The following is a 22,045-nucleotide window of genomic DNA, read 5'->3' as shown; positions in this document are numbered from 1 at the left end:
GGGCCTCAGCGCGCGTAGTAGTTGGGGGCTTCGACCGTCATGGCGACGTCGTGCGGGTGGCTTTCCCGCAGCCCGGCCGCGGTGATCCGGACGAACTGGGCCTGCTGCAGTTCCTCGATGGTCGACGATCCGGTGTACCCCATGGCCGCGCGCAGACCGCCGGTCAGCTGGTGGATCACCGAAGACAGCGGGCCGCGGAACGGCACCCGGCCCTCGATCCCCTCGGGCACCAGCTTGTCCTCGGAGAGCGCGTCGTCGGCGAAGTAGCGGTCCTTGGAGTACGACTTTCCGGTCCCGGAGCCCCGGCCCGCCATGGCCCCCAGCGACCCCATGCCGCGGTAGCTCTTGAACTGCTTGCCGTTGACGAAGATCAGCTCGCCGGGCGCCTCGGCGGTGCCCGCCAGCAGCGAGCCCAGCATGGCCGTCGACGCCCCGGCGGCCAGCGCCTTGGCGATGTCGCCGGAGTACTGCAGCCCGCCGTCGGCGATCACCGGCACCCCGGCCGGCCCGCAGGCGGCGACGGCCTCCAGGATCGCGGTGATCTGCGGCGCGCCGACGCCCGCGACCACCCGGGTGGTGCAGATCGACCCCGGCCCCACGCCCACCTTGACGGCGTCGGCGCCGGCGGCGACCAGCGCGGCGGCCGCCGACCGGGTGGCGACGTTGCCGCCGATCACCTCGACGCGGTCGCCGGCCTCGGCCTTGAGTTTGCCGACCATGTCGAGCACCAGCCGGTTGTGCGCGTGCGCGGTGTCCACGATCAGCACGTCCACCCCGGCGTCGACCAGCATCATCGCCCGCACCCAGGCGTCGCCGCCGACGCCGACGGCGGCGCCGACCAGCAGCCTGCCGTCGCTGTCCTTGGTGGCCAGCGGGTGCTGTTCGGTCTTGACGAAGTCTTTGACGGTGATCAGCCCGGTCAGCCGGCCGTGGCCGTCGACGATCGGCAGCTTCTCGATCTTGTGGCGCCGCAACAGGCCTAGCGCCGCGTCGGCGGACACCCCCTCCTGCGCGGTGATCAGCGGGGCCTTGGTCATCACCTCGGCGACCTTCTTGGTCTGGTCGACCTCGAACCGCATGTCGCGGTTGGTGATGATGCCGACGAGCGCGCCCGATTCGTCGACCACCGGCAGGCCGGAGATGCGGAACCGGGCGCACAGCGCGTCGACCTGGGCCAGCGTGTTGTCCGGGCGGCAGGTGACCGGATCGGTGACCATGCCCGCCTCGGAGCGCTTCACCATCTCGACCTGGCCGGCCTGTTCGGCGACGGGCAGGTTGCGGTGCAGCACACCCATGCCGCCGGCGCGCGCCATCGCGATCGCCATGCGCGACTCGGTGACGGTGTCCATCGCCGAGCTCACCAGCGGCACCTTGAGCCTGATCTTCTTGGTGAGCTGGCTGGACGTGTCGGCGGTGGCGGGGACCACGTCGGAGGCGGCGGGCAGCAACAGGACGTCGTCGAAGGTCAGCCCCAGCATCGCGATCTTGTGCGGGTTGTCGCCCCCCGTGGGCACCGGGTCGTCGACCAGGCCGCCGACCCGCACATACGGACTGCCGACGAGGTCAGAGCTGGCTTCCAGGTGGGACGTGCCACGGGTCATCAGTGGGGTCCTCCATACGATGCGGCGTGAGAAAACCCATCCTATCGGCTCCCCTTCGCCGGGTGACGATGCGCGCCGGGACGGCGCGAGGAGGAAGCCGGCCAATCGGGCACAGCGTGAGAGTTCGCTTGCTCGGGGCGCGCCGCGCACCCCGAACGGAACGGGAACGGCGGGCGGCTCCCTGCTGGCGTTATCCCGACCGGGCTGCGTAGGCTAGGGGCGTGCGCGACCACCTCCCACCGGGTTTGCCGCCCGACCCTTTCGCCGACGACCCCTGTGATCCGTCGGCGGCACTGGAAGCCGTCGAGCCGGGCCAGCCCCTGGATCAGCAGGAGCGGATGGCCGTCGAGGCCGACCTCGCTGACCTGGCGGTGTACGAAGCGTTGCTGGCGCACAAAGGCATTCGCGGGCTCGTCGTCTGCTGCGACGAGTGTCAGCAGGATCACTACCACGACTGGGACATGCTGCGGGCCAACCTGCTGCAGCTGTTGATCGACGGCACCGTGCGCCCGCACGAGCCCGCCTATGACCCCGAGCCGGACGCCTACGTCACGTGGGATTACTGCCGGGGCTACGCCGACGCCGCGCTCAACGAGGCGACGTCAGACGCCGACGGCTTCCACCGCCGTCACTGATTGGGCGCACCCGGCGTAGCCGCCGACGAGGGCAGCGTCGCGTTCGGGTTGCGCGATTCGACCTTGGCGTTCAACAGCTTCAGCTGATTCATCAGCTCCCGCTTGGCGACGGGGTCGTCGATCGACTGCACCAGACTGCTCACGTCGGTCAGCTGATTCTTGGCCTGCTCCCACTCGCCGCGGTCGATCGATTCCTGCACCTTGGCCAGGTCGGCCTTGGCGGCCAGCATTTCCTGCTTTTCGTGGACCCGCGGTTGGTCGAAGAACATCGCGTGCAGCCCGTGCAGGGGGGTGCCGGGACGGGCCTCGACCACCATGGCCCCGAAACCGCTGAGCGCGATCAGCGCGGCGGCGACCGAGGCGATGGCGGTCAGGCCGCGACGGCCCCGCCGGCGCTCGGCCAGTCCTTTCCGCAGCGCGTTGACGGCCTCCTCGGGCGTCACCAGCGCGCTGGCCGGCGGCCATCGCAGGTTGTCGCGCCAGTCCTCGAGCATCGTGGTCAGCACGTCGACGTCGGGGTCCTCGACGCTCACCGGCCGCCGCTGGGCCAGCGCATCGAGGAGCAGGTCGGTGCGGGCGAATTCATCCAGGGATTCAGGCACAGTCACCTGCCGCAATCATCTCGGACTTCAACCGCGACAACGCGCGGTGCTGGGCAACTCGGACCGCCCCCGTGGTGCTGCCGACCGCGGCCGCGGTCTCCTCGGCGGACAGGCCGACGACGACGCGCAGGATCAAGATCTCGCGCTGCTTGGCGGGCAGGATTTCGAGCAGTTCGCTCATCCGGCTCACCGAATCGGCTTCAATGGCAAGCTGTTCGGGCCCCGCGTCGGGCGACCACCGTTCGGGAATCGATTCGGTGGGATAGGCCAGGTCACGACCGGCGGCCCGATGGGCGTCGGCGACCTTGTGGGCCGCGATGCCATAGAGGAAGGCCAGGAAGGGGCGTCCGCGATCGCGATAGCGGGGCAGCGCCGTGATGGTCGCCAAGCACACCTCCTGCGCCACGTCATCCGCTGACAGGCCACCCCGATCGACCGTGCCGACGCGGGCCCGGCAATATCGCACGACGATCGGACGGATGGTCTCCAGCACCTCCCTCAGCGCGCCGTGGTCTCCGGTGACGGCCTTGGCGACCACGGCATCGAGACGTTCCCCTGCTGGAATTGTCATCGACGGTGATATCCCTAACGTTACGAACCGGACACATCGCGGGCCAACTGGGCTAACTAACGAAATGACAATAACGGGCAAGGGCCCAATTCAAGCGGAACGCCACGTTCCACCGGCGTGCCGCACCTGGCCTGCGCAGACATCCCGGATTTCGTGCAGTTGCTGTGCCGAAAACGTGACGCTTTCGATATCGATCAGCAAGCACGCCAACGCCCAACGCAACGGGAGCAGACCTAACCGGCCGGTGGTCTGCAGCGCGGCGTCCGCGACCGCGCGGGCGCGCTCGATGTTTCCCGCGCTGCACAGCGCGGCGGCCAGCACCACCTCGCTCTTGACTTGGTGCCGGGCCGACGGGACGCTCATGGCCGTCGCCAGCTCCACCGCCTCGCCGGCATGGCGGACGGCGACGTCACCCTCGCCGCGGGCCATCGCGAGTTCGGCGGCCACCCACCGCCGGCGCACCGAAATCCGGTCGGGCACGGGCGTTTTGGGGTCCGGGGATGCCAGCAGCGGGTCGGCGCGCGCCAGCAGCGCCGCCGCGGCCGCGAATCGCCCCACGCCCAGCGCGTCGGCCGCCAGCCCGATCAGGGCGTCGGCGCCCGCCTCGGGATCGGCGCCGGCCAGCGCCAGGGCGCGCCCGTCCCAGCGGCGCGCGACGGTGTGCCAACCGAGCTGGCGCAGGAACGATCCCTGCGTGCTCATGCCCAGCGAGGCCAGCCGGCCGGCCGGCGCGGCGCGCCGCAGCGCCGCGAGGTCGCGCTGCGCGGCGCCGTAGCGCCCCTGTCCCCCGGCCGCGACGGCGCGCAGCCACAGTTGCGCCGGCGTCGTCGCCGACGGCAGCGGCCAGTCGCCGGGCCCGTCTCCGAACGCGGCGTCGGCCAACCGCCGCCCAATCAAGGAAGTGTGACGAGTTTCAATCACAATGATGTAGTAAACAGTTTGTGGTCTTCCTGTTACCGAACAGTTAATCACTATAGCCCATGGATAAATTCGGTCCGCGGGCGCGGTCGGCGCTGAGCTGGGAAATCACGTTTCGGACAACCGCCTGGTAGCGCCCCGTCGGAGGCGCCATTTCATTCGAGATGAACGCAACGTTAATTTTGCACCAAAGGACACATACTTTGCCGGGCTAAGTGGCTATTGACGGAAATTCACCGTCGCCCCTAACGTCTACACACGACGGGTAGTCATCGGGGACTCCACTCCACTTAATTTAAGTTGCACACAATCGCTTTCGCGAACCCGACCGCACGTGGGCGGGCCGTGCAGAGAGGGAACGAACCAATGCCACAGCCGGAGCAGCTACCTGGACCCAACGCCGACATCTGGAATTGGCAACTGCAGGGCTTGTGCCGCGGCGTTGACTCAGCAATGTTCTTCCACCCCGACGGCGAGCGCGGGCGCGCCCGCATGCAACGCGAGCAACGCGCCAAGGAAATGTGCCGGCAATGCCCGGTGATCCAGGAATGCCGTTCGCACGCCCTCGAAGTCGGCGAGCCCTATGGGGTGTGGGGCGGCCTGTCGGAATCCGAGCGCGACCTGCTGCTCAAGGGTGACATCGGCCGCGGCATCCGGCGCAGCGCCTGACCCCCGATCGTCTTTCGGCGCGGGCCTAGTATTCCGGCCGTCGATGCGACCTGGGCAGGTACTCCGCGCCGCCCTCGCCTTCCCAGCGGTGGATCTGCTTGTCCGGAACGTGCGCCGAATCACGCTGGGTGAACAGCGATTTCGCCTTCTCCGCGGGCATGGTTGCTTCCATAGTCTGCATCACCGTAAGACCACCTGTGGCCCAAGGCTTTTCGCCGCATGCATTTCGTACGGCAGGGCCCTTAGCACGGTCACGGACCGCCCCGTCCCACCCGGGATGGCGTAGAAACGCTGGTCGCCGGGGCGGGCGCCGGCAATCGCGCGACCCAGCGGGGACGCCATCGAATAGGCCTTGATGCCGGCGGCCTCGGGGCACGGCCGGCCGAGCAGAAGCGTCTCCGTCTCGCCGGTGTCGTCGTAGCGGATGGTCAACACCATGCCCGCTTCGGCGACGGGGTCAAAGGCCGCCCCTTCGCCGACGACGACCGCGTGGGACAGCAGGCCCTCGATCTCGCAGATGCGCGCGCGCCACACGGACTGGCGCGCACGGCGATTCGGGTTGTAGTCCATGAGGTCGTCGGGAACCTCGGCCCCGCGGCGCGAACGCAGCCCGGCCAGTTCGTCGTGCAATCGGGTGTAGTCCTGCGGCGTCATCCGGATGCGCTGGATGGTGGTCATGGCGCGTGGCGTCCTTTCGTGTCGGAGGGGGTTGCCGCCAGGGGCGGGCGGGCCGGTGCACCGCCCCTGACGACTGGGCGCGCCCTGGGTTGGGCGAAGTCTGCGTCCCTTGCTGATTCCATGGTCGCGTGACCGGCCGCAGTGGCGCTTGCCCCCACCGGACAACGGGGAGGGGGCTCGTTGTCGAGCCCCGACAATGTCGTCGCCGCCGCACGGCCCGGCCGGCCGTCGAATGAACGATTCGCATCCGCAGTCCGTGAACCAGACATGGACGCGGCGGGCCAGCCGCGGTCTATAGCCGACGCGGCGTCGAGACGCGTTGCGCCGCGCCGGTCCTCGCACCCGAAGGGGATGCACTGTGGCACATGGGCGCACCACACTGGGACGACAAGCGTGGCTGGATCGGCCGAGCTACCGACTCGAGCACGCTCTGACCTTCGTGTTCGCCGCGGCGGGTCGGCACCGGGATCGGATCAGCAATTTCTTGCACGGCACCTGGCTCGGTCATCCGCTGCATCCGGCTCTGACGTCGATTCCGATGGGAGCGCTGACGACGACGGTCGCAATGGATGCGGTCGGCGTGTTGCCGCGCCGCGCCGCGCCGCTGCACGACGCGTCGAGGTTTGCGCTGGGCGTCGGGCTCGCCGGCAGCGTCGGCGCGGCCGCCACCGGACTGACGGACTGGCAGCACACCCACGAACAATCGCGTCGAATCGGTCTCGTCCACGGCGCCCTCAACGCCATCGCCACCGGCCTGTACGCGGTGTCCTGGTGGGACCGCCGGGGCGGGCGGCACCGGCGCGGGATGGCGGCGAGCGCGCTGGGCTACGGCCTCACCCTCGGCGCCGGCTACCTCGGCGGCACGTTGGTGTTCGCATCGGGCACCGGGGTTGACCGCTCCGGCGCCCGGCTGAGCGGAGACCGGTGGACACCGGTGCTGGCGGTCGCGTCCTTGGATGGCCAGCCGCGGCGTGTGGAGGTGGCCGGCGTCGGCGTGGTGCTCTATCGCAACGAAGGCCGGGTGCTGGCCGTCGGCGAGCACTGCCCCCACCTGGGCGCGCCGATGAACGACGGCTGGATCGACCGCGATCGAATCGTTTGCCCCTGGCACGGTTCCAGGTTCGCGTGCGAATCGGGAGAAGTGTTGCGCGGACCGGCAACAGCGGCGCTGCCGAGTTATCCGGTGCGGATCCGCGACGGGCTGATCGAGGTGCGCGGAGTCGCGCAGTGAACGCCTACGACGTGCTGTTCGAGCACCACAGAGTTTTACGCGGACTCTGCGAGAGGATCACAGCGATACCGCCCGAGGCCGACGAGCGCCAAGTCGCCCTCGACGAGCTGTTGATTGAGCTGGACGTCCACATGCGGATCGAGGACGACCTGTTCTACCCCGCCGTGTCGGCGGCGAGCACACTCGTCGCGATCGCCCATGCGGAGCATCGCCAGGTCTGGGATCAGCTGGCGGTGCTCCTTCGGACGTCGCCGACCGCGCCGGACTACGAAGACGAATGGCGCTCATTCGTCACCGTCCTCGATGCCCATGCCAGCGAGGAGGAACGCGACTTGTGTCCGGCCCCAATAGATTTGAGCGAGGACTTGCTCGAAAGTCTCGGGAATCAAATGGTCGAGCGCATCGCCCGGCTGCGTGGGTCGACGCTCAATCGGCTCCGCGTCCGCGGCCGCGCGGCCCTGCTCAGTTCGCTGTGACGGGCGGGGATCTGGCGCTGCGGCGAGTCGTGCCCGTTTTTGAAATCGGCGAATTGGGTAGGCACCGCCCATGAACAAGGGCGCATCCTTTGCGGTCGCGGCGCTCACCGCGACCCTCGCACCGCTGGCCGCCTGCGCGAACCAGCAGGGCAGCCAACCCAATACGTCGCCGCTGACCAGCCCCGCCCCGGGCGCGGAGCGGCTGACCACCCAGCTCAAGACCGCCGACGGGATCCCGGTCGCCAACGCCACCTTCGAATTCGCGAACGGCTACGCCACGGTGACCGTGGAGGCCGGCCCCAACCAGGTGCTGAGCCCCGGTTTCCATGGGCTGCAAATCCATTCGGTCGGCAAATGCGAGGGCGACTTCGACTCCGCGGGAAGCGTCTACCAGGCGGCCGATCACACGGGCTACCCCGCCAGCGGAGACCTGACCGCGCTGCAGGTGCGCTCCGACGGCTCGGCGAAGCTGGTCACCACCAGCAACTCGTTTACCGCCGCGGACCTGAGAAGCAGCTCGGGCAGCGCCCTGATCCTGCACCAGAGCGTCGACAACTTGGGCGGCGGCCCCACCGCCGAGTCGAACAAACGAATCGCCTGCGGTGTGATCGCGGCGGCGTCGGCGACGACGACCTCGTCGACCACCAGCGTCACAACCAGCACCAGCACCAGCACAGTCGTCGTGCCACCGCCGTCGACGAGCACGAGCACGAGCACCGTCACGGTCACCAGCACCCCGACCACGACGTCCGCGCCGACCACGACCGTGACGACCCCGCCCAGCCTGCCGCCGGGCACCCGCTGACGCTTGAGGCCCCGAAAACGGCGCCGGCCCCGCGACGGCGAATTACTGTGCTGAGATGCAGACCGCGCTGTTCACCCTGGGTCTGGTCCTGTTTCTGCTCGGCCTGCTCACCGGGCTGGCCGTCCCCGCCCTGAAGAACGCGCGCATGGGGTTGTCGAGCCACCTGGAGGCGTTGCTCAACGGCATGTTCCTCGTGTTGCTCGGTCTGCTGTGGCCGCACATTCACCTGCCCCACGCGTGGGGAATCGCGGCGGTCGCGCTCATCGTGTACGCGGCCTACGCGAACTGGTTGACGACGCTGCTCGCGGCGGCGTGGGGCGCCGGTCGCAGATTCGCGCCCATCGCGGCGGGCGACTTTGAGGCCTCGACGGCGAAGGAGAGCTTTGTCAGCTTCGGGTTGGTGTCGCTCTCGCTGGCGATCTTGGTGGGCGTAGGCATCGTCATCGTCGGGGTCCTCGTCGGGCGCTGAGGATCGTGCTTAGGTCGGGATTGTGAAACCCCTCGCCGACTTCTTTCGCGACACGGTCGGGGCGCGGATAGTGGTGGCCGCCGTGCTCGGAGTCGCCGTCGCCCTTGGGGTGGGCAACACGGTCGGCTGGCGGTTCGCGCTGGTCGGCTGGATCGTGACCGCTGGTGTCTACGTGGTGTGGACGCGGCTCATCCTGGGCGGAATGGATGCCGATCAAACCCGCGAATATGCGACCCGGGAGGATCCCACCCGGTGGGCATCCGACGCGGTCATCGTGTCGGCGAGCGTCGCGAGCCTGGGCGGGGTGGGTTACGTGGTCGCCGCGGCGTCGCGTTCGGGTCCCGGCGCCGTGGAAGCCGCCGTCGTCGGCATCCTGACCGTCGCGGCGTCCTGGTTCGCCGTGCACACGCTGTTCACCGTGCACTACGCGCGGCTGTATTACTCGGACGAACCGGGCGGAATCAACTTCCACGACCCGGAGCCGCCGCGCTTTCGCGACTTTGCGTATGTCGCCTTCACGGTCGGCATGACCTATCAGGTGTCAGATACCGAGATCGGATTGACCTCCATCAGGGCCACGGTGCTGCGCCAGGCGCTGCTGTCCTACCTGCTCGGCGCGGTCGTCCTGGCGGTCACCATCAACCTGATCGCGGGATTGGGCGCCAAGTTCTGACGCGTGCGGTCGAGTGGAACGCGTTGCGCCACAGACCTATCCGGAAACGTCACCGAAGGTGATAGGCGAACGACTTCTCTTGACGCTGCTTCATCTTCTCCAGGCACTGGTGGTGCTTGCGGGCGTGATACGCCAGCGGGAAGTAGGTGAGCCGGTCGGGCAGCACGCGGTAGGCGGTGCGGATCGCGGTGTACACGCGGATGAGTTGACGTTCCTCCTTGGGACTCCAAGTGACGCCGAGCTTTTCGCGAAGACGCGGGTCGAGCAACCCCACGACGGACAGGTAGTTGAGCCGGAGCGCGGGCAGCACCGCGGCCCGCACCAACGGCGCCAGCGCTTTCGGCAACGACGGCGGCACGTCGACCCTGCCGGTTTTCATGTCCTCCATCAGCTGCAGCGCCTGGGGCGTGCCCCGCAGCGTGTCGATCATCGCTTCGAAATAGTCGGCCATCTCTTGCTGCGACTCGGGATAGCCGCGCATGGGCACGTGGAGCAGCCGGGCCAGCCGGCGGTTGTCGCGCAGCAGCTCCTCTTTCTCGGCCTCGGTGAACTCGCGCCCGATCAACAACCGCCCGGCCTGTGCGTTGACGATGTAGCCGGTGGCGATCACCCACTGATAGGCCTCGGGATTCAAAGCGCTGATCTGCCTACCGGTCTCGGCGCTTTTCATGGTGATCGGCTGGTGCATCGCACGGACGCGGTCACCTTCCGCCCTGGCCTCGGTGCCGCCATAGGTCCAGCGCAGGACCGAGTCGACGGAACGGATCGCGCGGCCGCCGGGGTCCCCGTGGAAGGCAGCGGAGTAGCGGCCGGTGATTTCGGCGATGACCGGGTGCATGGCCTGCATCATGAACGCCGCGCCCTCGAGGATGAGGAATGTCCAGCGCCCGGTGTGCTCGGCGGTCAGCGATTCCGGCGGAACGAGTTCGATCTCTTCTGCGTCCTGTTGGTCCTCGGAGTGCCGGCGGACATCGACTTCGGGACTTGCGGTCATGGCGCCGACGCTAATGTGACCGTAAGGTCGCGTTCAAGTCGCGTTAGGAGTTCATGTGGGCACCGCAAAGTCCAGCTCAAGGCGCCGAAAAGCGCCGCAGCAAGCACGCTCTCGCGAGATGGTCGCGAAAATCGTGTCGTCGACAACATTGCTGCTGCGCCAGCACGCGCCCGAGCAGATCACCACCAACCTGATCGCCGAGAAGGCCGGCGTCAGCAAGGGCTCGATCTATCAGTACTTCGCCGACAAGGAACAAATCATCAACGCGGCGATCGAACGGCTCGCCGCCGAGCAGGCTCCCGCAATCGAGGACATGCTCAGGGGGATCACCCTCGACCGGCCGGAGTCGGCGATGGAGTCATCGATCGACATCCTGATCGACTACACCATCGCCAACCGTCGGCTGATCCGCTACCTCGCCGAACGGCCCGACCACGTCCGCACGTTCGACAAGGTCTCGGGACTCAACGCCACGCTGCTGGCGATGACCACGCTGCACATGAATCACTACCGCAGCCAATACCGCGACGAGCTCAGCCCCAGCGCGTTGGCGTGGTTGTTCTTCAACATGGCCGTGGCGACGACCATGCGCTACATCGAGTCGGACGATCCCATCCGGCTCGACGAATTGCGGGCCGGCCTGAAGTTCGCGTCCGCCGGCTTGCTGGCCGCGGGCCGCACCGAGCCCTGAAGGAAAACACCCCGGGGCGCCGGGGCGGAAGAATCGAGAGACTTACCCCGGGTCATGCGGCGGTCCGCACATCGAGCTTCGGAAGCATAAGCTGGCTATGACTTCGCCAATGCTTCGTACTTCTTAACTTGGGATTCCAGGGTTTTTATGACCTCGTCGGCGTTGGCATTCACTAATCCGCCACCGCCAGTATTGATGAGGACAGGCCCATCGACCGCGAAGAACGAAAGCAGGCTGGCGCCATCGGCAGTGATCTTGACTCCGACTGAGCCAGCGGCGACCTTTGGCGCGGACATCGGCGCGTAAGTGAGATTGGAACCGTTGTAGGTTTCGCCCGTGCAGGTTGCGAGGGCATCGGTTAAGGACTTGAACGACGCTCTAGCTTGATCGGCGTCGGCGTACTGGCGCAACCCGACTTTGAGAAATTCAGCGGACAGGCCACCTCCCTTGGTGAAGTCCCGCTTCACATAGCTTTTCTCTTGGAAGGCCGGCTTGTAGTCGCAGAATGTCTTGTCGACCGACCTGTCCGAGGGAGGGTCTTGGCTGTACCCGGCAGGAAGGTCCTGCACGCCAAGTAGCGCCTCGGTGAGCGCCTTCTCGGAAAGGATGCGTTGGGTGGGGGCGCCGGATGCGGTCGAGGCCGTCGTAGCAGTCGTGGTCTTACTTGAATCCGATGTGCCACTGCCGCAACCCGCGGCCGACAAGGTCAGCACGAGAGTCAGCAGGATCCGCGGCACCAATCGCCCCTGCGAGTTCACTTGCCGCAACTTACCTGAACCAGAATTACATTCGATGTCGATGCAGCCTTTTGGGCGGTTAGGTGCGACGCCAGAAATTGCCTCCAAAAACGAAGCACCCCCGGTTTCGCCGGGGGTGTTCCGTGTCTAGTCGCCTAGTGGTGGTGATGACCGTGGCCGTGGCCGTGGTCATCGGCTTCCTCGGCCGGCTTGTCGACGACCGCCGTCTCGGTGGTCAGCACCATCCGCGCCACCGACGCCGCGTTGAGCACCGCCGAGCGGGTGACCTTGACCGGGTCGATGACACCGTCGGCGATCAAGTCACCGTAGGTGAGCTTGTCCGCGTTCAGCCCGTGGCCGTTGGGCAGCTCGGTCACCTTGTGCACCGCCACCGCACCGTCGAGCCCGGCGTTGGTGGCGATCCAGTACAGCGGGGCCGCCAGCGCCTCGGAGAAGACGTCGACGCCGAGCGCTTGATCACCGGTCAGCGAGCCGCGCAGCTGTTGAAGCGCCTTGCGGGTCTGCAGCAACGCCGAGCCGCCGCCCGCGACGATGCCCTCCTCGACGGCGGCCTTGGCGGCCGCGACGGCATCCTCGACGCTCTCCTTGCGTTCCTTGAGCGCGGTCTCGGTGGCGGCACCCACCTGGATCACGGCGACACCGCCGGCCAGCTTGGCCAGCCGCTCCTGCAGCTTCTCGCGGTCCCAGTCGGAGTCGGTGGACTCGATCTCGGCGCGCAGCTGCTTGATGCGGTTGGCCACCGCGTCCTTGGCGCCGCCGCCGTCGACGATGACGGTGTCGTCCTTGCTGACCACCACGCGGCGGGCCGAGCCCAGCACGTCCGTGCCGACCTCGCGCAGCAGCAGGCCGGCGTCGGGGTTGATCACCTGGCCGCCCGTCACGATCGCCAGATCCTCGAGGAACGCCTTGCGGCGGTCGCCGAAGAACGGCGCCTTGACCGCGACGGCCTTGAGCGTCTTGCGAATCGAGTTGACCACGAGGGTCGCCAGCGGCTCGCCCTCGATGTCCTCGGCGATGATCAGCAGCGGCTTGCCGGATTCGGCGACCTTTTCCAGCATGGGCAGCAGGTCGGGCAGCGAGCTGATCTTCTCCTGGTGCAACAGGATCACGGGGTCGTCCAGCACGGCCTGCTGGGCATCGAAGTCGGTCACGAAATACGCCGACAGGAAGCCCTTGTCGAAGCCGACGCCCTCGGTGAACTCGAGCTCGGTGCTCAGCGTGGAGGATTCCTCGACGCTGACTACGCCGTCGGTGCCGACCTTGGTCATCGCCTCGCCGACGAGCTCGCCGAGGAGCTGGTCGCGCGACGACACGGTCGCCACCTGGGCGATCGCTTCCTTCCCGGAGACCGGGGTGGCCGACGCCAGCAGGGCCTCGGACACCGCGTCGGCGGCCTTGGAGATTCCCGCACCGAGTTCGATGGGGTTGGCGCCGGCCGCAACCAGGCGCAGGCCGCCCTTGACCAGCGCCTGGGCCAGCACAGTCGCCGTGGTGGTCCCGTCGCCGGCGACGTCGTTGGTCTTGGTCGCCACCGACTTCACCAGCTGGGCGCCCAGGTTCTCGAACGGGTCTTCCAGGTCGATCTCCCGCGCGACGGTGACACCGTCGTTGGTGACCGCGGGCCCGCCGAATGCCTTGGCCAGCACCACATGCCGGCCGCGCGGGCCCAACGTCACGCGTACCGCGTCGGCGAGCGTGTTCACGCCCGCCTCGATGGCGCGGCGCGCCGTTTCGTCGTACTCAATAATCTTGCTCATCAGGCTCCTTCACGCCCCAGCTCTGAGGCTCTAACGCATGCCGCCCCGGAAATCACCCGCGCGGACGCGGGGATCGCCGGGGCGGGACACGGTTCTTACTTGGAGACGACAGCCAGCACGTCGCGCGCCGACAGGATCAGGTACTCCTCGCCGTTGTACTTGATCTCGGTGCCGCCGTACTTGCTGTAGATGACGGTGTCGCCTTCCGAGACGTCCAGCGGGATGCGCTTCTCGCCGTCTTCGTCCCACCGGCCGGGGCCGACTGCGACGACGGTGCCTTCCTGCGGCTTCTCCTTGGCGGTGTCGGGAATGACCAGACCGGACGCGGTCGTGGTCTCGGCCTCGTTGGCCTGCACGAGAATCTTGTCCTCGAGTGGCTTGATGTTCACCTTCGCCACGATTGGAGCCCTCCAGTGTTTGGGTCGGGTCCGGGACGAGCCCGGACCGGGAGTTGGTGGCCGGTCCGGGGCGGGCCCGGAACCTGCCGAATTATCAGGTGTTCGGCATTCGTCCATGCCCGAGCGCCGTCGTCGCGGGTGCCGACACAGGGCGTGGCCGATTGCCACCTAGCACTCTATACACGGGAGTGCTAGCACTCAAGGGGGCCCCGCTGCTCCCCGCGCGTTCGCCCTCAGCGATCAGCCGACCTGCGCCTTCACCACCGGCAGGCCCGGGTCGCTGGGCACGTCCAGCGGGGATGGCGGCGCCCCGGCGGCCACCAGATGCGCGGCGAACGACGCGATCATCGCTCCGTTGTCGGTGCACAGCCGGGGCCTGGGGATGCGCAACGTCAGGCCGCCCGCCGCGCAGCGCTGCTCGGCCAGCTCCCGCAACCGCGAATTCGCGGCCACTCCCCCGGCGATCAGCAGTGTCGAGACGCCGAGGTCCGTCGCGGCGCGCACGGCCTTGCGGGTCAGCACGTCGGCCACCGCCTCCTGGAACCCGGCCGCGACGTCGGCGTTCACCGCGTCCGGGTGGCTTTCCAGGTGCCGGGCCACGGCCGTCTTGAGGCCGGAGAAGCTGAACGCATAGGGGTCGTCGCGCGGCCCCGTCATGCCGCGCGGGAAGGCGATCGCGTCGCGGTCGCCGGTGCGGGCCAGCTCGTCGAGCACCCTGCCGCCCGGGTAGCCCAGCCCCAGCAGCCGCGCCACCTTGTCGTAGGCCTCGCCGGCCGCGTCGTCGACGGTGCTGCCCAGCTCGACGATCGGCTCGCCGAGCGAGCGCACATGCAGCAAGTGGGTGTGGCCGCCCGAGACCAGCAGCGCCACGCACTCGGGTAGCGACCCGTGCTCGTAGACGTCGGCGGCCAGGTGCCCGCCCAGATGGTTCACCGCATAGAACGGAACCCCCCAGGCGGCCGAATAGGCTTTGGCCGCAGCAACTCCCACCAACAGGGCGCCGGCCAGCCCGGGCCCGATCGTGGCGGCGACGATGTCCGGCCTGTCCAGGCCCGCGGCCGCCAGCGCGCGGCGCATGGCGGGCCCCAACGCCTCCAGGTGCGCGCGCGAGGCGATCTCGGGGACCACGCCGCCGAACCGCACGTGTTCGTCGACGCTGGAGGCCACCTCGTCGGCCAGCAGGGTGACGGTGCCGTCGGTGTCCAGCCGCGCGATGCCGACTCCCGTTTCGTCGCACGACGTTTCGATGGCCAAGATCGTCGTCACAGCGCCTCCCGCCGCATGGTGTAGGCGTCGGCGCCGCTGACCCGGTAGTAGCTCCGGCGCACGCCGATCTGCTCGAACCCGACACTGCGGTACAGCGCGATGGCCGCCTCGTTGTCGGTGCGCACCTCCAGGTAGACGACGCCGCCGTCGGCGAACGTCAGCAGCTCGTCGAGCAACCGGCGGCCGATGCCCTGCCCCTGGTAGGCGGGGTCCACGCCGATGGTGTGGACCTCGTGCTCGTAGGGCGGTGTGCGGCCCAATCGCGAGATGCCGGCGTAGCCGACGAGCGTTCCGCCGACGCGCGCGCCCACGTAATGGTTGTGGGCACTGGCCAATTCGCGGTTGAACGCTGCCGCCGGCCATGGATCGTCGCCGTCGAAGAGCTGCGCCTCCAGCTCGGCGCAGCGCTGCGCGTCGGCCCGCGTCAACGCGCCGACGGTCACCGGCTCGGCGATCATTGCCGCGCCGCCAGGGGTTTGGCGTCGGGCCGACGCAGGTACAGGGCCACCAGCGGAGCCGGGTCATCGCGCCAATCCCCCACCGCGGCAACGAGTCCGGCCGGTGTCGGGTGGATGGGACCGCACACCGGCAGGCCGAACATCGCCGCGTGGTCGGGTGAGCCGGCCACAGCCTGCGCTCCGCCGTGGTCGACGTCGGCGGGGGCATCAACGCCCGGTCCGCCGGTCCGGACGCCGTCGCGGTAGCGGGCCCAGTAGACCTCGCGCCGTCGGGCGTCGGTCACCACGAGCGCGTCCCCGGTGGTGTGCACGCCGATGGCGTCCAGGCTGCACACGCCGTGCACCGGGATGCCGAGCGCATGCCCGTAGGCGGCGGCGGTGGCCATCCCGGCCCGCAGGCCGGTGAACGGACCCGGGCCGCAGCCCACCACGACGGCGTCGAGGTCGACCATTGTCAGCCCCGCATCGGCAAGGGCGGCAAGCACATTCGGGGTCAGGCGTTCGGCGTGGGCGCGGGCGTCGACGGTGACCCGCTGCGCCAGCGCGCACAGGTCCTCGCGCCGCACGATGCCGGCCGTCACCGCGGGGGTGGAGGTGTCGAGGGCAAGGACGATGCTCATGGGTGCGCCTCACCGCCGGCCCTGTGGCCCCTCTCGGGCCTGTCGGCCCACTGCCAGGTCGCGATCCGCACGTCGGACCCGCTGAGGCGTTCCAGCCTGATGTCGAGGTGGCGTTCCGCGAGGCGCTCGACCAGACCTTCACCCCATTCCACCACGACGACAGCGTCGTCGAGATCGCTGTCCAAGTCCAGCGAATCGAGCTCACCGAGCAGGTCTGCGCCCTGGTTGTCGGTGTGGTCGAGCAACCGGTACATGTCGACGTGAATCATCGTCGGGGCGCCCTCCCGTCGCGGCGGATGCACCCGCGCCAACACGTAGGACGGCGAGGTGACCGGGCCGTCGACGTCCATGGCCGCGGCAATCCCCTTGGCCAGCACGGTCTTTCCCGCACCGAGCGGACCGGAGAGCACCACCACGTCGCCCGCCCGCAGCTGCTCACCGAGCCGGGTCCCCAACGCGATCGTGTCCTCGACGCGCTCGCAGGTCGCGGTGCCCTCACCCTTACCCACGACGCCACAGCCTTTCCCGTATCCGCCGCAGCCGCAGCGCCGCCTTGGTCGGGGTGGCACGCCTGACCAGCCGCACCAGGCCACCGTTGATCGCCTCCGGCTTGTCCAGCAGCGCCAGGTGACTCGCGCCGACGACGATGACCAACTCGGACCGCGGCAGGCTGGCGGCCATCTTTCGCGAATACTCGTCCGGGGTGAGCAGGTCGTGGTCCCCGCAGGCGATCAGGGTCGGGACCCGCAGCAGGGTCCACAGCCCGGCGGTTTCGTCGTGCTTTTCCAACGCGTCCAGAAACCCCACCATGGTGGGTATCGGCGTGCTGTTCATCATCCGCTGCGAGAACGCGTCCAGGCTCCGGCTGACCTGCAGATCGCTGTAGGACGCGGCGCGCAGCACCGGGCCGATCAGCGAGCGGGATACGTTGCGCCCGCGGTGCATCAGGTTCGGCGCGGACCGCGCGGCGACCCGGACCGCTTCCAGCGCAGGGTTTTTCAGGATCTCGCCCAGTGGTGATCTCGCCACACCTTCGGCCGCCCAGGAAATCAGCGCGGCGCCCACGATTCGGCGCCCGTACTGTTCGGGGAACTGGCGGGCGTGCGACAACACCGTCATGCCGCCCATCGAGTGGCCCACCAGCACGATCATTCCGCGCGGCACCACCGCGTTCAGCACGGTCTGCAGGTCCCTGCCGAGCTGGGTCAGCGTGTAGGTCTCGGGCTCGGCCTCGCCGGATCGGCCGTGGCCACGCTGGTCGTAGAAGACCATGCGCACGTCGGGGCCCAACTGGTCGGGCAGCCGGGTCCGCTGAAAGTGGAAGGCCCCCATCTGCAGGCAGAATCCGTGCACGAACACCAGCGTCAGCGGCGCGTCGGCGGGGCCCGCGTCGCGGACCGCGAGCGGCACCCCGTCGGGCGTGGTCACCACCAGGCTGCGGTCGTCCTCGAGCCGGTTGAAATCCTCGTGGGCGTAAGGGTCTTCGACCGTGGCGCGTTGGGTGATCGAGCGGCGGGCCGAGGCTCCGATGATCGTGGCGATGGCCGTCAGCCCCGCACCACCCGCAAGCCATGCCCTGCCCCTATAGCGCCTGCGGGTTCCGTCAGGGCTCAATGGTTCGCGCCTCGCGGTAGGTCCTGGTGATCCGCCCGCGGGGGCTGGTCACCACTTCGTAGTGGATGGTGCCGAGCAGATCCGCCCAATCCTGCGCGGTGGGTTCGCCGCTCGCGCCGGGACCGAACAGGATCGCCTCGTCGCCCTCGGCGACATCGGTGGGGCCGGGTCCCAGGTCGACGACGAACTGGTCCATGCAGATCCGCCCGACCCCCGGTCGGCGCCGGCCGTTGATCAACACCTCCAGGCGGTTGCCCAGGGACCGGAAGACGCCGTCGGCATAGCCCACCGGCAGCAGCGCGAGGGTGGTGTCTCGCCGCGCGGTCCAGGTGTGCCCGTAGGACACGCTCTCGCCCGCACGAATCGACTTCACCAGTGCCACCGGGCATTTCACTGTCATCGCCGGAATCAGTCCCATGTCGCCGCGCTCGGGAACCGGGCTCAGTCCGTACACCGCGATGCCGGGGCGCACCATGTCGAAGGCGAGGTCGGGCCGCGACATCGTGGCCGACGAGTTCGACAGGTGCGCGGCCTCGTACCGCACCCCCTGATCGCGCGCCTGGGCGAGCATCTCGGTAAACCGTTGGGCCTGAAGGTCGTTGACCGGGTTGGCGGGTTGGTCTGCGTACACCATGTGGGACATCAGGCCGCGCAGCACGATGGCGTTCTCGGCGACGGCGCGGCGCAGCGCGGTAAGCATCGACGGGTAGTGCTCCGGCGGCACGCCGTTGCGGTTCAGCCCGGTGTCGACCTTGACGGTGACCGTCGCGGTCCGGCCGGTGCGGCGCACGGCGTCGAGCAGCTCGTCGAGCTGGCGCTCCGACGACACGGCGATCTGGACGTCGGCCAGCAGCGCGGGCGCGAAGTCGAAGCCGGGCGGGTGCAGCCAGGCCAGCACCGGCGCGCGGACGCCGTCGGCGCGCAGCGCCAGCGCCTCGTCGACGGTGGCCACCCCCAGCTCGGCGGCCCCCGCGGCCAGCGCGGCGCGCGCCGTCTGGGCGGCTCCGTGGCCGTACCCGTCGGCCTTGACGACGGCCATCACCTGCGCGCCGCCGGCCTGCTCGCACAGCAGCCGCACGTTGTGCGCGATGGCGCCGAGGTCCACCAGGGCCTCGGCGAGGAGGCCCGGTGTCAGGGATATCGGCGTAGCGGCCCGCCCGGTCATGGGCGCCATTGTCCCAGAACCGCGCCACCCGCCGCCGAGCGTGGACTTGTTGGCGAGATTTCGGCGTGATCGGCGCAACAACTCCACGCTCGACGGCGCGGCGCCACCACCTCAGTGCGCGAAGTGCTGATCCGCGTAGTGGCCGCCGGGCCGGAGCTTGTCCAGCGAACTGAGCGCCGAGACGGCGTCATCGTGCAGGGCCCGGGCCAGGTCGGCGGACAGGCCCTCGCGCACCACGATGCGCAGCACGGAGACGTTGGTGGCGTTGTCCGGCATGGTGTAGGCGGGCACCTGCCAGCCGTAGGTCCGAAGCTCGTGGGAGACGTCGAACTCGGTGTAGCCGCGGTCCTTGGACAGCCGGAACGCGACCACGGGGATCGCCGAGCCGTCGGAGACCAGCTCGCAGTGCTCGCTGACCCGCAGCTGCTCACCGAGCCAGCGCGCCGTCCCGGACAGCGCCTGCATGACCTTGGTGTAGCCCTCCCGGCCGAGCCGCAGGAAGTTGTAGTACTGGCCGACCACCTGGTTGCCGGGGCGGGAGAAGTTCAGCGTGAAGGTCGGCATGTCGCCGCCGAGGTAGTTGACCCGGAACACCAGGTCGTCGGGCAGGTACTCCTTGCTGCGCCACACCACGAACCCGACGCCGGGATAGGTCAGCCCGTACTTGTGGCCGCTGACGTTGATCGACACCACCCGGGGCAGCCGGAAATCCCACTTGAGCTCGGGGTGCAGGAAGGGCACCACGAACCCGCCGCTGGCGGCGTCGACGTGCACCGGGACGTCCACACCGCCGCCGGCGGCCAGCTTGTCCAGCGCGCCGCAGATGTCGGCGACCGGCTCCAGCTCGCCGGTGTAGGTGGTGCCCAGGATCGCCACCACGCCGATGGTGTTCTCGTCGACGGCGTCGACGACCTGTTCGGGGGTGATGACGTAGCGGCCCTCCTCCATCGGCAGGTAGCGGGGCTCGACGTCGAAGTAGCGGCAGAACTTCTCCCAGACCACCTGGACGTTGGACCCCATCACCAGGTTCGGGGTGCGGCCCTTCCAGTCCTTGCCGATTTTCGCGCGCCACCGCCACTTCATCGCCAGCCCGCCGAGCATCACCGCCTCGCTGGAGCCGATCGTGGACACCCCGCACGCGCTGTAGGGGTCGGCGTCGTTCAGGCCGTCGGCGTGGAACAGGTCGGCCACCATGCACACGCAGCGCTGCTCGATGGCCGCGGTCGCCGGGTACTCGTCCTTGTCGATCATGTTCTTGTCGAACGTCTCGGCCATCAGCTTGCCGGCCTCGGGGTCCATCCAGGTGGTGACGAAGGTGGCCAGGTTCAGCCGCGAACTCCCGTCGAGCATCAGCTCGTCGTGGATGAAGCGGTAGGCGGCGTCGGGATCCATCGATTCGTCGGGCATCCGCAGTGCGGGGACCGGTGCGGTGAACAGCCGGCCCGTGTAGGCGGGGGCGATGGAGTGCGCGGGCAGCGAAGGGTGTTGTGGCACTGGGGAATCCTCTCGATAGGTCTACAGGGCGGCCAGGGCGGCTCGGATGTGTGGCACCATGCGCGAGGCCGAGGTGGGCGCGTCGCCGGGGCCCGGGTCGGCGGCCGAGCTCGCCGCCGCGCGCGCGTGGACGAAGGCCGCGGCCGCGGCCGCCTCCCCCGGCGGCAGGCCCGCCGCCAGCAGCGCGCCGATCATGCCGGACAGCACGTCGCCGGAACCCGCGGTGGCCGCCCACGACTGCCCGGCCGGGCTGAGGTAGACCGGACCGCCCGGATCGGCGACGACCGTGACGTTCCCCTTGAGCAACACCGTGGCGCCGAACGCGTCGGCCAGCTTGCGGCACGCGCCCACCCGGTCATCACCGGGGGGGTTACCCGCCAGGCGGGCGAATTCACCCGCGTGCGGGGTCAGCACCGTCGGCGCGCCGCGTTTGGCCACCAGCTCGGGATGGGCCGCCAGGATGGTCAGCCCGTCGGCGTCCACGATCACCGGCAGCTCGGTGTCGAGCGCGAACCACAGCGCCGCGGCCCCGGCGTCGTCGGTGCCCAATCCCGGCCCGACGACCCAGGACTGCACCCGCCCGGCCGACGCGGGGGTGGGAGAGGCGATCACCTCGGGCCAATGGGCGAGCACCTCGCGGTGCGCGCTGCCGGCGTAGCGCACCATCCCGGACGTCGCCGCGACCGCGGCGCCGGTGCACAGCACGGCCGCACCCGGGTACGTCGACGAGCCGGCCATCACGCCGGTGACACCCTGGGTGTACTTGTCGTCGTGGGGTCCCGGCACCGGCCAGCGTGCCGCCACGTCGGTGGCCTCGAAGCCCAGCACGTCCGTGTCGGGCAGGTCCAGGCCGATGTCGATCAGCCGCACCCGCCCGCACTCGCCGAGCGCGTGCACGGGTTTGAGCCCGCCGAAGGTGACGGTCAGGACGGCGCGCACGGCGGGGCCGCTGGTGGCCCCGGTGGCCGCGTCGATGCCACTGGGGATGTCGACGGCAACCACCGGGATCCCCGCGTCATCGACCGCGGCGAACACCTCGGCCGCGGCGGGCCGCAACGATCCCGAGCCGGAGATGCCCACGACACCGTCGATGACGAGATCGGTTGCGGGCGAGACGCTTTCGACGATCCTGCCGCCGGCCCTGCGGAACGCCGCCAGCCCCTTGCGGTGGGTGCGCTCGGGGTTGAGCAGGATCGCGTCGGCGGCCGCCCCGCGACGGCGCACGAAGGTGGCCGCCCACAGCGCGTCACCGCCGTTGTCTCCGGAGCCGACGACGGCGCACACGCGTCGCCCGCTCACCCCGCCGGTGCGGGCCGCCAACTCGCCGATGATCTCGGCGGCCAGCCCGTAGGCCGCGCGCCGCATCAGGGCGCCGTCAGGCAGGCTGGCCAGCAGCGGCGCCTCGGCCTGGCGGATCGCGTCTACGGAGTAGTAATGCCGCATCAGAGCCAGATTACGTGTCGCCGTCGCGGGGGCTTGGCGCCCACCATCTTTCGCCGCGG

The 22,045-nt window shown here is 69.2% G+C and carries 26 protein-coding genes; 8 read left to right on the top strand and 18 right to left on the bottom strand.

Features of this window, described 5'->3' with window-relative positions; translation table 11 throughout:
* Positions 1–5: 5 nt before the first annotated feature.
* Entirely contained in the window at positions 6–1,601 is a 1,596-nt protein-coding gene (guaB, locus tag QGN31_RS04475; protein WP_014942860.1) for an IMP dehydrogenase, read from the bottom strand.
* 221 nt (positions 1,602–1,822) lie between these two features.
* On the opposite strand from guaB, the gene QGN31_RS04470 reads away from it, so the two are divergent.
* Positions 1,823–2,236: a DUF5319 domain-containing protein gene (locus QGN31_RS04470; RefSeq protein ID WP_014942861.1), complete on the top strand. Its 414-nt coding sequence runs from the start codon at positions 1,823–1,825 to the stop codon at positions 2,234–2,236.
* Here the strand turns inward: QGN31_RS04470 and QGN31_RS04465 are convergent.
* From QGN31_RS04465 to QGN31_RS04455, 3 genes are all read right to left on the bottom strand, one after another.
* Complete coding sequence (locus QGN31_RS04465) at positions 2,230–2,844, bottom strand: anti-sigma-D factor RsdA (RefSeq protein ID WP_014942862.1); 615 nt, start codon at positions 2,842–2,844, stop codon at positions 2,230–2,232. The two genes, QGN31_RS04470 and QGN31_RS04465, sit on opposite strands and share 7 nt — an antisense overlap.
* Positions 2,831–3,409: a sigma-70 family RNA polymerase sigma factor gene (locus QGN31_RS04460; RefSeq protein WP_014381051.1), complete on the bottom strand. Its 579-nt coding sequence runs from the start codon at positions 3,407–3,409 to the stop codon at positions 2,831–2,833. Before QGN31_RS04460 ends, QGN31_RS04465 begins: the two co-directional genes overlap by 14 nt.
* A 90-nt stretch (positions 3,410–3,499) precedes the next feature.
* The gene (locus QGN31_RS04455) at positions 3,500–4,291 is read right to left on the bottom strand and encodes a hypothetical protein (RefSeq protein WP_014942863.1); all 792 of its coding nucleotides are present in this window, start codon (positions 4,289–4,291) and stop codon (positions 3,500–3,502) included.
* Between the two features lie 402 nt (positions 4,292–4,693).
* Here QGN31_RS04455 and QGN31_RS04450 point away from each other — a divergent pair, with 402 nt between their 5' ends.
* Positions 4,694–4,996: a WhiB family transcriptional regulator gene (locus QGN31_RS04450; RefSeq protein WP_009952496.1), complete on the top strand. Its 303-nt coding sequence runs from the start codon at positions 4,694–4,696 to the stop codon at positions 4,994–4,996.
* Positions 4,997–5,021: 25 nt separating this feature from the next.
* On the opposite strand, the gene QGN31_RS04445 is transcribed toward QGN31_RS04450, so the two are convergent.
* Positions 5,022–5,156, bottom strand: a complete 135-nt coding sequence (locus QGN31_RS04445; protein ID WP_014385754.1) for a hypothetical protein — start codon at positions 5,154–5,156, stop codon at positions 5,022–5,024.
* A 20-nt stretch (positions 5,157–5,176) separates the two neighbouring features.
* Positions 5,177–5,674, bottom strand: coding sequence for a GreA/GreB family elongation factor (locus QGN31_RS04440; protein WP_008260175.1), 498 nt, complete (start codon positions 5,672–5,674; stop codon positions 5,177–5,179).
* Positions 5,675–6,032: 358 nt separating this feature from the next.
* Between QGN31_RS04440 and QGN31_RS04435 the strand changes: the two genes are divergently transcribed.
* The 5 genes from QGN31_RS04435 (at position 6,033) to QGN31_RS04415 (ending at position 9,328) form a co-directional block, all read left to right on the top strand.
* A complete protein-coding gene (locus tag QGN31_RS04435) occupies positions 6,033–6,905 on the top strand; it encodes a Rieske 2Fe-2S domain-containing protein (protein WP_038537467.1) in 873 nt (290 codons plus the stop codon).
* The gene (locus QGN31_RS04430; protein WP_014942865.1) at positions 6,902–7,381 is read left to right on the top strand and encodes a hemerythrin domain-containing protein; all 480 of its coding nucleotides are present in this window, start codon (positions 6,902–6,904) and stop codon (positions 7,379–7,381) included. Before QGN31_RS04435 ends, QGN31_RS04430 begins: the two co-directional genes overlap by 4 nt.
* A gap of 70 nt (positions 7,382–7,451) precedes the next feature.
* Positions 7,452–8,186 (top strand): superoxide dismutase family protein, encoded by a 735-nt coding sequence (locus QGN31_RS04425; protein ID WP_014383246.1) that lies wholly within the window; start codon positions 7,452–7,454, stop codon positions 8,184–8,186.
* Positions 8,187–8,241: 55 nt separating this feature from the next.
* Positions 8,242–8,655 carry a hypothetical protein gene (locus QGN31_RS04420; RefSeq protein WP_014942866.1) on the top strand — a complete coding sequence of 138 codons (414 nt, stop codon included), beginning with the start codon at positions 8,242–8,244 and terminating at the stop codon, positions 8,653–8,655.
* Between the two features lie 22 nt (positions 8,656–8,677).
* Positions 8,678–9,328, top strand: coding sequence for a DUF1345 domain-containing protein (locus tag QGN31_RS04415; RefSeq protein WP_014942867.1), 651 nt, complete (start codon positions 8,678–8,680; stop codon positions 9,326–9,328).
* A 49-nt stretch (positions 9,329–9,377) separates the two neighbouring features.
* Here the strand turns inward: QGN31_RS04415 and QGN31_RS04410 are convergent, their stop codons facing one another.
* On the bottom strand, positions 9,378–10,322 hold the full coding sequence (locus QGN31_RS04410) for an oxygenase MpaB family protein (protein WP_008260185.1): 945 nt from the start codon (positions 10,320–10,322) through the stop codon (positions 9,378–9,380).
* Between the two features lie 118 nt (positions 10,323–10,440).
* On the opposite strand from QGN31_RS04410, the gene QGN31_RS04405 reads away from it, so the two are divergent.
* On the top strand, positions 10,441–11,013 hold the full coding sequence (locus tag QGN31_RS04405) for a TetR/AcrR family transcriptional regulator (protein ID WP_014385756.1): 573 nt from the start codon (positions 10,441–10,443) through the stop codon (positions 11,011–11,013).
* 95 nt (positions 11,014–11,108) lie between these two features.
* Here QGN31_RS04405 and QGN31_RS04400 read toward each other — a convergent pair whose 3' ends face one another.
* From QGN31_RS04400 to QGN31_RS04350, 11 genes are all read right to left on the bottom strand, one after another.
* A complete protein-coding gene (locus QGN31_RS04400) occupies positions 11,109–11,771 on the bottom strand; it encodes a hypothetical protein (RefSeq protein WP_008260187.1) in 663 nt (220 codons plus the stop codon).
* A 134-nt stretch (positions 11,772–11,905) separates the two neighbouring features.
* The gene (gene groL / locus QGN31_RS04395; RefSeq protein ID WP_008260188.1) at positions 11,906–13,528 is read right to left on the bottom strand and encodes a chaperonin GroEL; all 1,623 of its coding nucleotides are present in this window, start codon (positions 13,526–13,528) and stop codon (positions 11,906–11,908) included.
* Positions 13,529–13,623: 95 nt separating this feature from the next.
* Complete coding sequence (gene groES / locus QGN31_RS04390; RefSeq protein ID WP_007167930.1) at positions 13,624–13,926, bottom strand: co-chaperone GroES; 303 nt, start codon at positions 13,924–13,926, stop codon at positions 13,624–13,626.
* A 240-nt stretch (positions 13,927–14,166) separates the two neighbouring features.
* Positions 14,167–15,192 (bottom strand): tRNA (adenosine(37)-N6)-threonylcarbamoyltransferase complex transferase subunit TsaD, encoded by a 1,026-nt coding sequence (gene tsaD, locus QGN31_RS04385; protein ID WP_014381060.1) that lies wholly within the window; start codon positions 15,190–15,192, stop codon positions 14,167–14,169.
* The gene (gene rimI / locus QGN31_RS04380) at positions 15,189–15,650 is read right to left on the bottom strand and encodes a ribosomal protein S18-alanine N-acetyltransferase (protein WP_014381061.1); all 462 of its coding nucleotides are present in this window, start codon (positions 15,648–15,650) and stop codon (positions 15,189–15,191) included. The genes tsaD and rimI overlap by 4 nt, the downstream gene beginning before the upstream one ends.
* On the bottom strand, positions 15,647–16,270 hold the full coding sequence (gene tsaB, locus QGN31_RS04375; RefSeq protein ID WP_014381062.1) for a tRNA (adenosine(37)-N6)-threonylcarbamoyltransferase complex dimerization subunit type 1 TsaB: 624 nt from the start codon (positions 16,268–16,270) through the stop codon (positions 15,647–15,649). Before tsaB ends, rimI begins: the two co-directional genes overlap by 4 nt.
* Complete coding sequence (gene tsaE, locus QGN31_RS04370) at positions 16,267–16,779, bottom strand: tRNA (adenosine(37)-N6)-threonylcarbamoyltransferase complex ATPase subunit type 1 TsaE (RefSeq protein WP_014385758.1); 513 nt, start codon at positions 16,777–16,779, stop codon at positions 16,267–16,269. Before tsaE ends, tsaB begins: the two co-directional genes overlap by 4 nt.
* On the bottom strand, positions 16,772–17,821 hold the full coding sequence (locus QGN31_RS04365) for an alpha/beta fold hydrolase (RefSeq protein ID WP_193375568.1): 1,050 nt from the start codon (positions 17,819–17,821) through the stop codon (positions 16,772–16,774). Before QGN31_RS04365 ends, tsaE begins: the two co-directional genes overlap by 8 nt.
* Before the next feature lie 52 nt (positions 17,822–17,873).
* The gene (gene alr / locus QGN31_RS04360) at positions 17,874–19,049 is read right to left on the bottom strand and encodes an alanine racemase (RefSeq protein WP_041785794.1); all 1,176 of its coding nucleotides are present in this window, start codon (positions 19,047–19,049) and stop codon (positions 17,874–17,876) included.
* A 111-nt stretch (positions 19,050–19,160) separates the two neighbouring features.
* On the bottom strand, positions 19,161–20,543 hold the full coding sequence (locus QGN31_RS04355) for a glutamate decarboxylase (protein WP_008260200.1): 1,383 nt from the start codon (positions 20,541–20,543) through the stop codon (positions 19,161–19,163).
* A gap of 21 nt (positions 20,544–20,564) precedes the next feature.
* Positions 20,565–21,986 (bottom strand): NAD(P)H-hydrate dehydratase, encoded by a 1,422-nt coding sequence (locus QGN31_RS04350; RefSeq protein WP_014385760.1) that lies wholly within the window; start codon positions 21,984–21,986, stop codon positions 20,565–20,567.
* Positions 21,987–22,045 lie beyond the last annotated feature (59 nt).

Origin of the sequence: Mycobacterium sp. 2-64 (genome assembly GCF_035918375.1) — a bacterium.
Classification (GTDB): Bacteria; Actinomycetota; Actinomycetes; order Mycobacteriales; family Mycobacteriaceae; genus Mycobacterium; species Mycobacterium intracellulare.
This window is presented reverse-complemented; position numbering and strand designations above follow the sequence as displayed.